The 13,865-nt window shown below is 52.4% G+C and carries 11 protein-coding genes; 5 read left to right on the forward strand and 6 right to left on the reverse strand.

Annotation, left to right across the window (positions count from 1 at the left end; all coding sequences use genetic code 11):
- The first annotated feature begins 107 nt into the window (after positions 1-107).
- On the forward strand, positions 108-1,427 hold the full coding sequence (locus JW499_RS08530; RefSeq protein ID WP_205210202.1) for an HD-GYP domain-containing protein: 1,320 nt from the start codon (positions 108-110) through the stop codon (positions 1,425-1,427).
- 14 nt (positions 1,428-1,441) lie between these two features.
- On the opposite strand, the gene JW499_RS08535 is transcribed toward JW499_RS08530, so the two are convergent.
- Positions 1,442-2,233 carry a UDP-2,3-diacylglucosamine diphosphatase gene (locus tag JW499_RS08535; protein ID WP_232846298.1) on the reverse strand — a complete coding sequence of 264 codons (792 nt, stop codon included), beginning with the start codon at positions 2,231-2,233 and terminating at the stop codon, positions 1,442-1,444.
- 148 nt (positions 2,234-2,381) lie between these two features.
- On the opposite strand from JW499_RS08535, the gene JW499_RS08540 reads away from it, so the two are divergent.
- Together JW499_RS08540 and JW499_RS08545 are read left to right on the forward strand one after the other, a co-directional pair.
- Complete coding sequence (locus JW499_RS08540) at positions 2,382-3,605, forward strand: methyltransferase (protein WP_205210204.1); 1,224 nt, start codon at positions 2,382-2,384, stop codon at positions 3,603-3,605.
- Positions 3,583-4,191 (forward strand): uracil-DNA glycosylase family protein, encoded by a 609-nt coding sequence (locus tag JW499_RS08545; protein WP_332874004.1) that lies wholly within the window; start codon positions 3,583-3,585, stop codon positions 4,189-4,191. Before JW499_RS08540 ends, JW499_RS08545 begins: the two co-directional genes overlap by 23 nt.
- Positions 4,192-4,392: 201 nt before the next feature.
- On the opposite strand, the gene JW499_RS08550 is transcribed toward JW499_RS08545, so the two are convergent.
- The 5 genes from JW499_RS08550 to hemC all read right to left on the reverse strand — a co-directional run bounded on the left by JW499_RS08550 (position 4,393) and on the right by hemC (position 9,913).
- On the reverse strand, positions 4,393-5,346 hold the full coding sequence (locus JW499_RS08550; protein ID WP_205210206.1) for a hypothetical protein: 954 nt from the start codon (positions 5,344-5,346) through the stop codon (positions 4,393-4,395).
- Between the two features lie 302 nt (positions 5,347-5,648).
- Positions 5,649-6,905, reverse strand: coding sequence for a heme biosynthesis HemY N-terminal domain-containing protein (locus JW499_RS08555; protein ID WP_205210207.1), 1,257 nt, complete (start codon positions 6,903-6,905; stop codon positions 5,649-5,651).
- Positions 6,905-8,200 carry a uroporphyrinogen-III C-methyltransferase gene (locus tag JW499_RS08560; protein WP_205210208.1) on the reverse strand — a complete coding sequence of 432 codons (1,296 nt, stop codon included), beginning with the start codon at positions 8,198-8,200 and terminating at the stop codon, positions 6,905-6,907. The genes JW499_RS08555 and JW499_RS08560 overlap by 1 nt, the downstream gene beginning before the upstream one ends.
- A complete protein-coding gene (locus JW499_RS08565; protein ID WP_205210209.1) occupies positions 8,197-8,979 on the reverse strand; it encodes a uroporphyrinogen-III synthase in 783 nt (260 codons plus the stop codon). Before JW499_RS08565 ends, JW499_RS08560 begins: the two co-directional genes overlap by 4 nt.
- The gene (hemC, locus tag JW499_RS08570; protein WP_205210210.1) at positions 8,972-9,913 is read right to left on the reverse strand and encodes a hydroxymethylbilane synthase; all 942 of its coding nucleotides are present in this window, start codon (positions 9,911-9,913) and stop codon (positions 8,972-8,974) included. Before hemC ends, JW499_RS08565 begins: the two co-directional genes overlap by 8 nt.
- A gap of 185 nt (positions 9,914-10,098) precedes the next feature.
- On the opposite strand from hemC, the gene argH reads away from it, so the two are divergent.
- Both argH and JW499_RS08580 read left to right on the forward strand, forming a co-directional pair.
- The gene (gene argH, locus JW499_RS08575) at positions 10,099-11,499 is read left to right on the forward strand and encodes an argininosuccinate lyase (protein ID WP_205210211.1); all 1,401 of its coding nucleotides are present in this window, start codon (positions 10,099-10,101) and stop codon (positions 11,497-11,499) included.
- Between the two features lie 204 nt (positions 11,500-11,703).
- Complete coding sequence (locus JW499_RS08580) at positions 11,704-13,683, forward strand: methyl-accepting chemotaxis protein (protein ID WP_205210212.1); 1,980 nt, start codon at positions 11,704-11,706, stop codon at positions 13,681-13,683.
- Positions 13,684-13,865 lie beyond the last annotated feature (182 nt).

Below are 13,865 nucleotides of genomic sequence, written 5' to 3' on the forward strand. Positions count from 1 at the left end.
ACCGTTAAGCCGCAGATGCAACCGGTGTTGCTATAACGTATCGGCGTTAAGATATGAGCTACCAGCGCCTTTAGCGGCGCTTCCGGAATAGAAACTGAGGATACCAGATGGATATGGATGAGACAGTCATTCTGTTTATCGCTTTGGATAGCGACGATGTAAAACAACTGAAAAGTGTGCTCGATACTGTTCTGGACAGTGTTCCGACCGCCCTGCTGGTTGCCGGGGGAATGGACCAGGCAATCTCTCTGATTGAGTCTCAGATGGTTCATATTGTAGTGCTGGATCAGCGTACGGACGAACCGCTGGCCCATAGCCGGTTGCAGCAGCTAATGGAGCTGAACCCCCAGTTGGAAGGCTTTCTGTTGACCGTTGATTGTCAGTATGAGCCAGCGGGGCAGGTGGCTGCCGATGGTCTGGTACATCACTATATTCAGTTTCCATCAGATCCGCAGATCCTCGGTTATCGGATGCGTCAGGCGCTGCGGGTCGCCAGGTTAAAACAGGAACTTTTGTATCTTCGCCGGGATCTGCATCGGGATTTTGATACGCAGCGGGAGCGGTTTATTTTGCGGCAAAAGAAACTGGTTGAGCGGGTACAAGCGGATGGAGAAAAAATTAGTCAGTCGCGCAAGCAGCTAGATGAAGCGAATCAGCAACTGGCCGATGGTTACCGCCAGATGGTGCGGATGTTTTCCAACCTGACATTACGGCGGATGGGGCAAAAAGTCAGTGGCTTGAACCAGCGGTTAAACCAGATGGTGAGTCTGCTGGCGGAAAAGTGCGGCCTGGATGAGGCGGATAAAAAACACCTGATAATGGCCTGGATGCTGAGAAATGTGGGCAAGCTGAGTTTCAGTGACCATCTGCTAGCAACCCCCTATCTGAACTTACGCCCGGAGGAGCAGCGCGAATTTCAGCGTCACCCGGATAATGCGTACACCGCCATGACTATCGTCAGGCCCCTCGACCGGGCGGCGACGCTGGTGCGACAACATAAAGAGTATCTCGATGGCAGTGGTTACCCTCTGGGGCTTAAAAGTGCGCAGATTGAGCCTGCTGCGCAGATACTAACTGTATTGAATGACTATACTGAACTCACCTCCGGGCGCTACGATCATCGCCAACTGAGCGCCACAGAAACGCTGGCATTTATGCGGAACAGAGCGCCTGAGCGGTACAACCAGAATGTCGTGAATGCGCTGGAAAAGGTGATGAATGATCTTAAACCGATCACTGACCTCTATAACGATAAGCGGGTTTCGAGTATGGATCTGAAACCGGGCATGACGCTGACCCGGGATCTGATCAGTCACGATGGCGTTTTATTATTGGGGCATGGCGAGGTACTCGATCAGCGCACCATTGATCGGATCAGAGATCTTGAATACAACTTTTCCGAATACTTTCATCTGTTTATCGAGTAGTTATAAACCGCTGATTATGTGTGTGCCAGTTCACCCGAGAGCCGCAACGGTGGGGATGGTTCGGTAACCACCTTCATGGTTGGCCATTCCAGAAGCTGCAGTTTGCCACTCTCGGTTTCAACCAGAGCGGTACAGTGCTCGACCCAGTCGCCATCATTGCAGTAGAGCGCGCCTTTCAGGTGGGTAAAGCCCGCCTGATGTATATGACCGCCGATATAGCCGTCCAGAGACTGACGACTGGCTTCGGTGCAGGCGGCTTGCTGAAAGTGTTCAATATAGCGCTGAGCAGTACTGAAACGCTGTTTTATCATCGCTGCCAGCGAGCGATAGGGCATATTCAGCCATTGACGCAGTTTGTTATAACTGCGATTCAGCCAGAGCAGCAACTGATGGCCCTGATCTCCCAGTAACAGCATGAGTGGATGGATGCGCACATGGCCATCGAACTCATCACCATGGGACACCAGAAAACGGCGGCCATCACGGGTTTTGTGGATCGCCTTACGTCGAATCTGTAGCTTGCCCAGTTTCAAACCACAGATTTTACGCATCGGCGCATCATGGTTGCCGGGAATATAGATAATCTCACAGCCATCTTTTGCCATCTGCCAGAACTGGCCGATCAGCAACTGCTGATCCTGGGGCAAAATCGCTTTTTTGCGCATCGCAGCAAGATCGATAATATCGCCCACCAGATAAAGCTTTTTCGGCGCGAGTTGGGTCAGGGCTTCGCTCAGAAGTTTCGCCTGACAATCCGGGGTTCCCAGATGCACGTCTGAGATAAACATGGTACGGATATTCTGCATATCACTGTCCATCAATCAGTTTGTGGGCAGTATGGCGGTTGTAAATGACAGAGGCCTTTAAAAAAGATGAACAGATCGTTACACAAGGCTGTGGATAAATCAGTTCAAAGCGCTATGTCGGAACACCACAGGCGATTAGAATAGCGCCATGACAACATCACCCACATACTGGCACTCGCGATTACAGCAGCTTGATCAGCAACTTGTTGCCACGGCACACCTGTGGCGGCCGCAGCCATTTAAGCTGCACCGGCCCGAGTGGTGTAATCACTATCCTGAGCTGACAGAAGCGTTGCTGGCACTGGATGAACGGCAACTGGCCTGCCTTAATCATGACTCCGAAGCGCTGCAGGACTGGATCGGCCACTACCTGCCGCAGATCGCATCCCTGCGGCAGTTATGCCGCTTACCTGAGCGTTCGTCAGCTGAATACTGCCCCCCGGAGAACCGCTTTTTTGATGGTATGCCCGGACGCAAACGGACGCAGATCGAAGCGTTTGCCCGGGGGATCGGGCCGGTGCAATCACCACTGCTCGAATGGTGCGGCGGCAAAGGGCATCTGGGTCGCCTGCTGGGGCGGAGCTGGCAACAACCGGTGACCACCCTGGAATGGAACGCTGAACTGTGTCGTATGGGTGAACAGCAGGCCCGGCGCCTGAATATTCCTCAACAGTTCAGGGTGATCGATCTGTTACAGCCGGATCTTCAGTTGAAAGCTGCGGGCCATCACGCTATCGCTCTGCATGCGTGCGGTGAGCTGCATCGCACACTGGAACGGGTTGCGATTGATCAGCATCTGGATGCGCTGGATCTGGTGCCCTGTTGTTATGCGTTTGGCGTTGAACATCGATACCGGCCGAGAACCGCGGGCTTATCACTGCAGCTGAGCCGGGATGACCTGCGTCTGGCGGTCACCGAAACCGTGACCGCCGGTCAGCGGGAAGTGCTCAGCCGTGACCGGGAGATGGCCTGGAAACTGGGCTATATTGAACTACGCAACCGGGTGCAGGGCAGTGACCAGTATCGACCCATGAAACCGGTATCAAAACCCTGGCTACAGCTCAGTTATAGCGAGTTTTGTCATAAGCTCGCTGAGCGCGAACAGTTTCAACTGCCTGTAGAAACACAATGGGCAGCAGCGGAAGCACTTGGCTGGCGGCGTTATGATGCCGTGATGCGTTTATCACTGCTGCGCAACTGTTTTCGCCGGGCGATTGAGCTCTGGCTGGTGTTGGATCTGGCCTGCGATCTTGAGTCCCATGGCTATCATGTTGAGCTGGGTACCTTCTGTGATCGCTCCGTCACACCGCGCAATATTATGCTTTCAGCCCGAAAAAGGGAGTCCAGAAGTGAAATCAGAAACACTGACTGATGAGCAACTGATTGCCCGTATCAAAGCCTGCGATCTCTGTCTGCCCCATCTGCCGGATGGCGTGCGTCCGGTATTCCAGTTTGATCCCGGCGCAAGGATTTTAGTCGCTGCTCAGGCCCCTGGCCGGCGGGTGCATGAAACCGGCATCCCCTTCAACGACCCCAGTGGTGAACGTTTACGGGAGTGGATGGGGATCAGTGCTGAAATCTTCTACGATCCGAAACAATTGGCGATCCTGCCGATGGGATTCTGTTTTCCCGGCACGGGTAAGTCGGGTGACCTGCCGCCACGCAAAGAGTGCGCACCCCAATGGCGCCAGCAACTGCTGGACCGTCTGCCCAACCTGCAACTGATACTGGTGATCGGCCAGTATGCCCAGGCCTGGCATCTGCAAGAGAAGGGATCAGTCACAGAGATCGTTTCCCGCTGGCGGGATTATTGTTGTCAGGGCCAGTCCCCGGCAGTGTTCCCCATGCCTCATCCCAGCCCCAGAAATAACATCTGGCTGAAACGCAACCCGTGGTTCGAAGCGGAGTTGGTGCCGGAGCTGCAGAAGCGGGTGAGGGAAATAGTTGCTAGTGGTTAGACCGCAACGAAGAGCGCGTTGCTTGCTAGACGTCGCTACGCGACTTGTTAGAAAAAGCATACAGCAAAGAGACATATTGGTTTTATCTTTGCTACTGTGGGAGGCGCGCCCTCGCGGCGGCTATAGCTATACACTGCGTCTTTATCGAAATAATCAATTAAGCAGTCCTATTGTTCCTTATTTTGCTTTTGGTTGCTTGTTTTACTCTTTTCCACGATCAATCATAAGTCCTTTTGGTTTTGATAACTCGCAAAACTCTTCGGCTGTGTATTTCATTATAAGCGCTGAAATACCACTGGCTAATAGAGGAATTCCGATTTTGAAATCCCCCATCGTGGTGACCACAGCAGCAGAGAAATATCCTTCGTTAAACACTTTTGGGACTCGGTTTTTCCAAAGCTTGTAAATAGTACTATCTGGATTACAGAAAGTTTTCCAAGCAATACGTTTGATTATTCCAAAGGCCGTTTTGCCAATTTTTTGTGGTTCTTCAGCTTTATCAGGTGAAGGTAGAAGCTTTCTATCTGGGGGAGGGAGTTGATTTAGCGAATAGGCTCTTACATCTCTCAAAAGGTCAATGCTTGCTGTTGGGATAGAGTTACCTATAAATTGAAAGATTTCAGTGTCAGAGTTACGCTGAATTAGTAATACTGCTTTTGCTTGAATCTCTTCAATATTCATTGCTAAGTCATTTGTACCAATCAGCTCGGTTAGAATACATTCCTCTTCAATTCGCTCAATCAGGCGCTTTTGGAATTGATGCTTTGTTCTTTCAGAGCTTATATTATTGATTTTCTCTATAACTTCTTTGATTAAAGTTTTGGCTGTGGAAGTATCTTTAGATCTTAAATGGCACACTGCCAATAGGCTTGAGGCTTCTAAATATAAGCGAGTATTAGAAGCCGATAATTTTCTTATTCCAATAAATCCTCTTTGAGCATAAGAAATTCTGTTGGCATCTAAGCAAGATTCGAAAGCCCAAAGTTTTGCACGTAGCAATCTATGGTGCTTTCTCCATTCATTAGGGAATAGTCTTTGAATTTGTGTTGCTAATTCAATCGCCTTATCCGTATCACCAGAGTGAACAGCTCTTTTAAGCTTCAATTCCAAAGGTTTGAGCTTGCTTAACTGATATTCTGTAAGTTTTGAGTTCATTCTTCCCTCTAGAACCTAACAGCTAGTTTAGAAGTTATATTCTACAGAATAATGAACTGTAGTGACTGCTTCTCTGACCTTATCTGCTTTCAAGCATAAGTCTTGTGATTCAAATAAATCAAAAAGCCTAATTTTTCATTGAAATGAACGTCTCAAAACAAAAAAGAGAGCCAATGGCTCTCTTCTCTTTATGCTTTTTTCTTTCCGCTTTTTCTAGCTACTAACAACTAACAACTAGCAAGTCGCGAAGCGACGTCTAGCTACTGCCTTTAAACAGTGCTTTTTTGCTGCGTTCTAGCGACTCATAACGCCGTCAGCTTCGTCCCTTTCTGCGGTAGTGGTAGTGCAGGTAATCCCCCGCCGATAACCCCCAGATGCTTTTCCATTAGCTGGCGCATTTTGTCGGTTTCGCCGAGGTTTTTCAGCAGTCTTGCCAGTTCGCTCAGGGTTTCGGCTCTGGGGCTTTGCTCCAGGCTTTGCTCGAAGTAGGTGATCGCTTTGCCCCAGTGCTGGTTACGTTGTGACAGGCGTCCCAGGGTTAGCAGCAGATCGGGGTTGAGCGGGTCATCTTTGAGCCAGCTGCGGGCAGTCTCCAGCTGTTTCTTCGGGTTGTCCCCTTCGATGCGGCCATAAAGGTTGACCAGCTCGTTGTCCCAGTTGCGCTTGATCAGGTCACGGATCACCGGTTCCGCTTTGGCTTCTGCGCCGATGCTCACCAGCAGACGGGTATAGTGGCGGGCCAGTTGATCGTCCTGGGTCAATTGACCGGGCATGTTATGCCAGGTTTCTGCCAGGGCTTTGCGCTTCTCGTCGGAGGAGGCGCTGTCCGGCAGGACGATACTCAGCTCCAGCAGTTTCTGGTAGCACAGCTGTTCGGTTTGCAGCAGCTTTTCAGGTTTCAGCGCTTTGTTTTTGCGCAGCTCCGGGATCAGTGCCTGCAGTGACTGCCAGTCGTTCAGTTGAATGTAAACCTTGCGTAGCAGCTTCATCACGTAGGTGTTTTTCGGCGCTTTTTGACGCAGGCTGAGCAGGGTAGCCAGACTGGGCTCCAGTTGTCCCCGGGCTAACTGGGTCTGCGCCTGATTGATGCCAACCGTGATCTCTGCTTCCGGTGTGGAGGCTCTGGCTTTTTGCAGCAGTTCGTCACAGGCTTTTTCATCGCCCTGTTCCTGAGCTGCATGGGCAGCCGCCAGATAGTTGATGAGTGGCAGGTCGGCATTATCCGCAGAGATGGAGAGCAAACGCTGTGCCTTCCACCAGTTACCTTCTGATAGGGCGATCAGGCCTTTAAGGGTTTTGTCATGGGCGATGCGGCTTTTACGACTGCCGCTCCAGAGACGCAGATGTGCACCTGATTTGAGAGAGCGCTTGAACAGGTTGATGCCCCAGTGCAGGGCGAAAAACAGTGCGACGATCAGTACCAGAAAGACCCACAGGCTCATCTCAACGGTGGTCTGGCCGTAGGCAAACAGGGTATAGCCGGAATCCTGGATCATCTTCTGACCGATCCAGGTACCGGCAAACATAAAGGCCAGCAGCAGGATAAATATGCGTTTCATCAGGCAGCCCCCTCTTTCAGCTTGCGCATCTCTTTGAGGTAGCTCTTCAGGGCTTTCAGTGATCCGGAGATATCCGGCATCTGCGGAGCCACTTCAACCTGTTCCAGGTCTTTCAGGGCTTTCAGCAGGGCCTGGGTATTACTGTGGTTCTGTTCAAAGTAAGTCCCCACCCACTGCTGCGCCTTTGTCAGGCTGTTGAGGTAGCTTTTCGGTTTCCGTTGCAGCAGCGACAGTTGTGCCTGCTCCAGCATCAGGTGCAGGTTTTGCTGCAGATAGTAACTTTGCTGCGGGGACAGCAGCGGTTCGACTGGCTCGCTGCGATCCTGAATAACGATCAGTTTGCTGGCTTTATCGGACAGTGTTGCCCAGGCCTGCTTGATATCGGCACTCCAGCTGGCGGCAAACTCCTCGCTGTTCACCTGATCCAGCAGCTCCGGCAGTTTGTGTTGTTCGGTCAGCGGAATCACCTGCAACTGATCCACCTGTGTGCTGAGTGCTCCCAGACGCAGGAACACGCCTTCGGTATCCAGTTGAGGCACCGCTTCCAGTGCAGCAATATCGGCGGCGACTGCTTTGCGAATATCGTAGATGGTGACATCGTCGGTTTCGCTGAGAATCTTATCGGCGGAGCGCAACAGTTGCAGTGCGCCGTTTGGTGTTTGCTCCATCAGCACCCGCTGGTTGGCCAGTCGCAACAGATATTCGACTTCGGCCAGCAGCCAGTCAGCCCGGTCATTCTTTTGTGCTGCGGTGACCTGTTGAATACTGCGGGTCAGGCGGTCCTGAAGCTCGTTGATATTGGCCTGATCCTGGGTTGATTTACTCTGCAGGGCTGACAATTTCTGATTCAGTGCCCCGAGTTGCTGATTAAACTGCTGCTGGCTTTTCTCCAGAGTACCGCTCAGTTCAGCAGCGGCATCTTGCCGGGTCTGCTGCAGCTGGTTTTTTTCCTGCAGTTGCAGCCAGTAGAGATAGCCGACCCCGGCCAGGGCGATCAGTGCCAGCAACAGCGCGATGCGGCCGGCCCAGCTGGCTTTCTGTTTTGGCTGCTCTTTTACCGGAGGTTCTTTCACCGGTGCTTCAGTTGCGTGTGGCGCTTCCTGTTTTGGCTTACCCGCAGTCGGTTTCTCTGGCTTCTCTGCAGCAGTTTTCTTTGTCTCTGATGGCTCTTCAGCTTGCGACTCTGCAGTATCAGGCTTATTGGCGGGGGCGTTCTCCTTTTCGATCAGCTCTCCCTCAATCACTTCTTCTGGTTTTTCTGAAGTGGCTGGATTGTTATTCCCGCTTTTTTTCATGTTCTGTCATCCATATCGATAGTCGATAAAACTGTTTCTGCCATGGCCTGATTATCCGGCCCGCTGGCGGTAATAACCCGAGTATAGCCTAACTCGTTTGCAATTCGGGCAACTCGCTCACTGGGTACCACCAATGTTGTACGCTGCAGCGTCTTGAGACCGTGCTCAGATATGAGTTTTGTCAGATTGTTGAGTGCTTCTCCGCTGGTCAGTAACACCGCAGCAAAGGGTTTTTCTCCGATAGTACTGCTGATCTGTCTGGAGGTATAGGGGGGGAGACTGCGCCGGTAGAGATCAGCATAATCAACCCGGGCACCGCGCTGGCTGAGTTGTTGCGCCAGGGTTTCCCGTCCCCCGGCGCCGCGCATAATTAAGACCCGGTGTTCGTCAACCTGCTGCAGTTGTGGCAGGGATAGCAGCGCCTCGGAGTCATAGCCTGCGGCTGACTGAAGGGCGGTAATACCATAGGTTTCCAGCTTAATTGCTGTTTGACGGCCGATAGCCAGCCATTGAATGCCTATCGGTAGCTGCGGCCAGTACTGGTCGATCAGATCCATCCCGGCGGTGACTGCATTGGCGCTGATAAAGATCACCGAGTGGTAGAGATCCAGATCCATAATCCGGCTTTTTAAAAGAGCGAAGCCCGGATCAGATTCGTTCACCGGGGTGATTTCCAGCAATGGCAACTGAACTGGGTCAAGCCCAAGACTGGTGAGCAACTCGGCCTGCCCGGCGGCCTGGTGCGCGGGGCGGGTGACCAGTATCCGGGGGTTAGCCATTCTGCTGATAAACGTCTGCCAGAATCTTATCGGCACCGGCTGCCAGCAGGCGTTCTGCCAGTTCGATCCCCATCGCTTCAGCATTATCCGGGCTGTTGCGTAACTCATCCCGCAGGACCTGAGTTCCATCGGTGCTGGCTACCAGACCGCGCAGGTACAGTTCATCACCGGCTTCATTGAGGGTGGCATAACAGGCGATAGGTACCTGACAGCCGCCTTCCAGACGACGGTTCATGGCCCGCTCGGCGGTGACGCGGTAGGCGGTTTGCTGATCATGCAGCGGTTTGAGCAGTTCGATAGTGGTTGCATCATCGCTGCGACACTCGATGCCCACGGCGCCCTGGCCTCCGGCCGGAAGGCTCTCTTCCGGGGTGATCTCGCTGGCGATCCGGTCGGCCATCTCAAGGCGCAGCAGACCTGCAGTTGCCAGGATAATTGCGTCGTACTGGCCTTCGTCCAGCTTGCGCAGACGGGTGTTGACGTTGCCCCGCAGGGTTTTGATCTGCAGATCGGGACGGGCGGCTTTCAGTTGTGCTTCCCGGCGCAGCGAGGAGGTGCCGACGACTGCCCCCTGAGGCAGTTCATCCACTGTTTTGTAGTGGTTAGAAACAAACGCATCGGTGGGCTTTTCCCGCGGGCAGATGACTGCCAGCCCCAGACCTTCAGGAAACTCCATGGGTACATCCTTCATGGAGTGTACGGCGATATCGGCTTCATTGGCCAGCATTGCAACTTCCAGCTCTTTAACGAAAAGCCCCTTGCCGCCAATCTTCGATAGGGGGGAGTCCAGCAGTACATCCCCTTTGGTGGTAAACCCCATGAGTTCTACCTTGATGCCGGGATGAAACTTCTCCAACTCAGCTTTAACATACTCCGCCTGCCACAGGGCGAGGGGGCTTTGACGGGTGGCGATACGGACTACTTTATCGGTCATACAGAATCCTGGAGGGCATTTGCCCGGTCAACTACGCAAAATAATTACCGATTTTAACAGATAAGCGGGCAGGTAACAGCTGATCGGACATGCGGGAGGGGGGCAGGTTGCTGTATAATGCCCGCCATTGATTCAGGACAAGATCCGCCAGCCATCGGCGCGGATGACAGATTTGAGGTTTCAGCATGAGTGAAGAAAAAACTAACCAGCAATGGGGTGGCCGTTTTAATGAGCCAACGGATGCCTTTGTTGCCCGTTTTACGGCGTCGGTGCAGTTTGATCAGCGGATGTACAAGCAGGATATTCAGGGGTCAGTCGCCCATGCAAAAATGCTCACTAAGGTGGGGGTGCTGACCGAAGCCGAATGTGCCGATATTCTTCAGGGACTCAGTGAGATTGAGACCGATATTGATAATGGCAACTTCGAGTGGTCGATCGAGCTGGAAGATGTGCATATGAATATTGAAGCGGCGCTGACCAAAAAGATCGGCATCACCGGTAAGAAACTGCATACCGGCCGCTCCCGCAACGATCAGGTTGCCACCGATATCCGCCTCTATGTACGTGATGAGATCGATAATGTGCTGGCTGAGATCAGTCGTCTGCAGCAGGGGATTGTAGGCCTTGCCCGGCAGGAAGCGGATACTGTGATGCCCGGATTTACCCATCTGCAAACGGCTCAGCCAGTGACCTTTGGGCACCACCTGATGGCCTGGTTTGAAATGCTCAGTCGGGATTATGAGCGGTTTGTCGATTGTCGTAAGCGGGTTAATATTCTGCCGCTCGGTGCGGCGGCACTGGCTGGGACGACCTATCCTATTGACCGTCATATGACCACTGAACTGCTGGGTTTTACCGCTCCGACGGAGAACTCCCTGGATTCTGTCTCTGATCGTGACTTTGCTATCGAGTTTTGTGCGGCTTCCAGTGTGCTGATGATGCATATGACCCGCTACTCTGAAGAGCTGGTGATGTGGGCGTCGGCGCAGTTTAACTTTATCAATCTGCCGGACCGCTTTTGCACCGGCTCCTCCATTATGCCGCAAAAGAAAAACCCGGATGTGCCCGAGCTGGTGCGCGGTAAGAGTGGTCGTGTCTATGGCCATCTGATGTCTTTGTTAACACTGATGAAGTCTCAGCCACTGGCTTACAACAAGGATAATCAGGAAGATAAAGAGCCACTGTTTGATGCGATCGATACGGTCAAAGGTTGTCTGCGGGCTTTTGCCGATATGGTGCCGGCTATTGAAGCAAAACGAGACAATATGCGTGAAGCAGCGTTGCGGGGGTTCTCCACCGCTACCGATCTGGCTGACTACGTGGTACGCAAGGGGATTCCATTCCGTGATGCCCATGAAATTGTCGGCAAAGCGGTGGCTTACGGTATTCAGCAGAACAAGGATCTGGGAGAAATGACCCTGGAAGAGCTGCAACAGTTCTCCGGTCAGATCAGCGAAGATGTCTTCGATGTGCTGACACTGGATGGCTCTGTCAGTGCCCGTGATCATATAGGCGGTACCGCTCCGAATCAGGTACGCCAGGCCTGCGACCGGGCTGAACAGATGCTGTCACAACGTAGCAAATAGTAAAAATACCGTATTGTCGAACCCGCTAAGGTGAGCCCTGGCGGGTTTTTTGTAGTTTTATTACCCAGCGTGGGATATACAGATAGGCCTTTAGTTGTATAACAGGGTAGATTAGTCGGATATCGGGTTGACCCTGAACTATATTTTCACGAGTTAACAGGCAAATAATAAATAATGGAATATTAACGGGCTGGCGGAGTTCACATGAGACTGAATATCACCCATAAAATGATTGTTGGCTTTGTCCTGATGGTCGTTTTTATCATGGTTGTGGGGGCTGGAGGGGTAGGCGCGATACAGCTGATCTCGCAGAAGTTTGAGAATGTTACCCAGAATGTAGTGCCCTCGCTGACCGATGGTTTACGACAATTGGTGCGGCTTGAGGAAGCGAACAATGAGCTGTTTGCGGCGCTGTCGGAAAAGCGTGTCAGAGAGCTTAATCTGCAACGTGAATCATTTAAACAGCAACTGGAACAGTTCAGGGTCGATCAGCAGGCATTAGCTGAACGGGTGGCACAGGATGAGGTGCTGAGCGAGTCACTAAATCAGGTGGCTGCACGGGTTGATCAGTACTTCTCCCTGGCCGATACCGTGCTGCTTGAACAGAGGAATATTCTCGACAACGAGCGGCATATCATTGATGCGGATATAAAGCTGCGTAAGGCCGATAATGCGATTTCTACCTCATTGAGCAGGCTTCAGGTTGATTATAGCGGAACGCCGATTGCCGCGGCGGGTAAGGAACTGGCCAAGACCATAGGCATTTTCCGTTCCCGTCTGATGAACTTCAGCCGTACCCAGGCGATGGGGCGGTTGGAAAAAGTACTGGCCACCAGAAAAGGGGATATTCGCAAGGATTATGAGAAAATTATCCGCTTAGGCGGGCCGTTCCGCTCAGCGCAGGATGATATTAATGTCTTTGAGCAGCAGTTTTACGGAGAGGATGGGCTGATCGCTTATCTGCGCGTGATGAGTGCGGCGCAAAAGGCGCAGAGTGCCCGTCTGGAGCAGACTTATCAACTGATCGCTGAGACTCGCGCATCCGTTGAAGATTTTATAACGAAGAATAATCAGATTCTTAATGATGCCCAGGAACAGGCCAGTCAGGAAGTGTTTACCGGCCGGTTACTGATCATCGGCTTGTCGCTGGGCGCGGTGATATTTGCCCTGATCGTCGCGATTGTGCTGGTGCAGACTATCCGCCTGCCTCTGGCGCATATCCGCAAGACGCTGAGTGCTGTGCGCGAAGGTAATTTGAATGTCACCTTTGACGTGAGCCGTCAGGATGAGTTTGGTGATCTGAGCGGCTATCTCAATGAGGTGGTGTCGAGTCTGAAGTCGATATTACAACAGGTTGCAGATGGCGCTGAGCGGTTGTCTACGGTGGCCAATAAGAATGCCTCTATCAGCCAGCAGACAACGGAGTCTATGAACCTGCAGAGTATGCAACTGGAGCAGACCTCCTCGGCCGCTGTGGAGATGGAGCATAGTGTTTCTGAGGTGGCCGGGCACAGTAAGACGACATTGAATGCGGTCCATGAGTTTGAAAACCTCAGTCATGATGTCAGCCAGCAGATGCGTGACACTGTCGACAGTATTGAAAAGCAGGCCCGGGGAATCGATCAGGCGATGGGAGTCAGTCAGGAGATGGCTACATTTGGCAATCAGATCGTGATGATTTTGACAACCATTAAGGATATTGCGGAAAAAACTAATCTGCTGGCGCTCAATGCCGCGATTGAAGCGGCCCGGGCGGGAGAACAGGGCAGGGGTTTTGCGGTGGTTGCCGATGAGGTGAGGGGATTGGCCGGGCGTACCCGGGACTCGGTGCAGGATATTCAGGACATGGTGGGGAATATGCAGAGTGCTATTCTGCGGGTTACTGAAGTGATGGATCAGAGTTATCAGCAGACCCAGGCCTGTGTTGAGCATGCGGGGCGTTCTCAGGGGGTACTGCAGTCGATGAATGAAGCGGTGGCGCATATCCGTGAACTCAATGCCTTCATTGAAACCGCAGCCACTGAGCAGACGGATGCGGTGGCGGAGGTCAGCCAGACGCTGGTCTCGATCAGTAACGCTGCGGCAGAAACCACAAAAGGGGCGGAGAGTGCAGCTGAAAGTAGTCAGACTCTGCTTGATGTTGCCCGTCAGCAGCAATCGTTACTGGCACGTTTCTCTATATGACACGATTCCTGTGACGCTATAACCGCCCGGACTTTTCCGGGCGGTTACCCATAGCTTTAACTACCCAACCTGAGGAGAGCGGCGATGACCTCTGATGCACAACCGGGTAAATTGCCACACTGATTCGATACCTCACTATAACTATAATCATCACTGGCCTGCATAAAAGGCTGGATGCTGGA

Source organism: Amphritea pacifica (genome assembly GCF_016924145.1).
Classification (GTDB): Bacteria; Pseudomonadota; Gammaproteobacteria; order Pseudomonadales; family Balneatricaceae; genus Amphritea; species Amphritea pacifica.

Bases quoted from the DNA above. Each gene is read 5' to 3' on its own strand.
- JW499_RS08530 (WP_205210202.1), top strand. From the start codon at position 108: ATGGATATGGATGAGACAGTCATTCTGTTTATCGCTTTGGATAGCGAC.
- JW499_RS08535 (WP_232846298.1), bottom strand. From the start codon at position 2,233: ATGCAGAATATCCGTACCATGTTTATCTCAGACGTGCATCTGGGAACC.
- JW499_RS08540 (WP_205210204.1), top strand. From the start codon at position 2,382: ATGACAACATCACCCACATACTGGCACTCGCGATTACAGCAGCTTGAT.
- JW499_RS08550 (WP_205210206.1), bottom strand. From the start codon at position 5,346: ATGAACTCAAAACTTACAGAATATCAGTTAAGCAAGCTCAAACCTTTG.
- JW499_RS08555 (WP_205210207.1), bottom strand. From the start codon at position 6,905: ATGAAACGCATATTTATCCTGCTGCTGGCCTTTATGTTTGCCGGTACC.
- JW499_RS08560 (WP_205210208.1), bottom strand. From the start codon at position 8,200: ATGAAAAAAAGCGGGAATAACAATCCAGCCACTTCAGAAAAACCAGAA.
- JW499_RS08565 (WP_205210209.1), bottom strand. From the start codon at position 8,979: ATGGCTAACCCCCGGATACTGGTCACCCGCCCCGCGCACCAGGCCGCC.
- hemC (WP_205210210.1), bottom strand. From the start codon at position 9,913: ATGACCGATAAAGTAGTCCGTATCGCCACCCGTCAAAGCCCCCTCGCC.
- argH (WP_205210211.1), top strand. From the start codon at position 10,099: ATGAGTGAAGAAAAAACTAACCAGCAATGGGGTGGCCGTTTTAATGAG.
- JW499_RS08580 (WP_205210212.1), top strand. From the start codon at position 11,704: ATGAGACTGAATATCACCCATAAAATGATTGTTGGCTTTGTCCTGATG.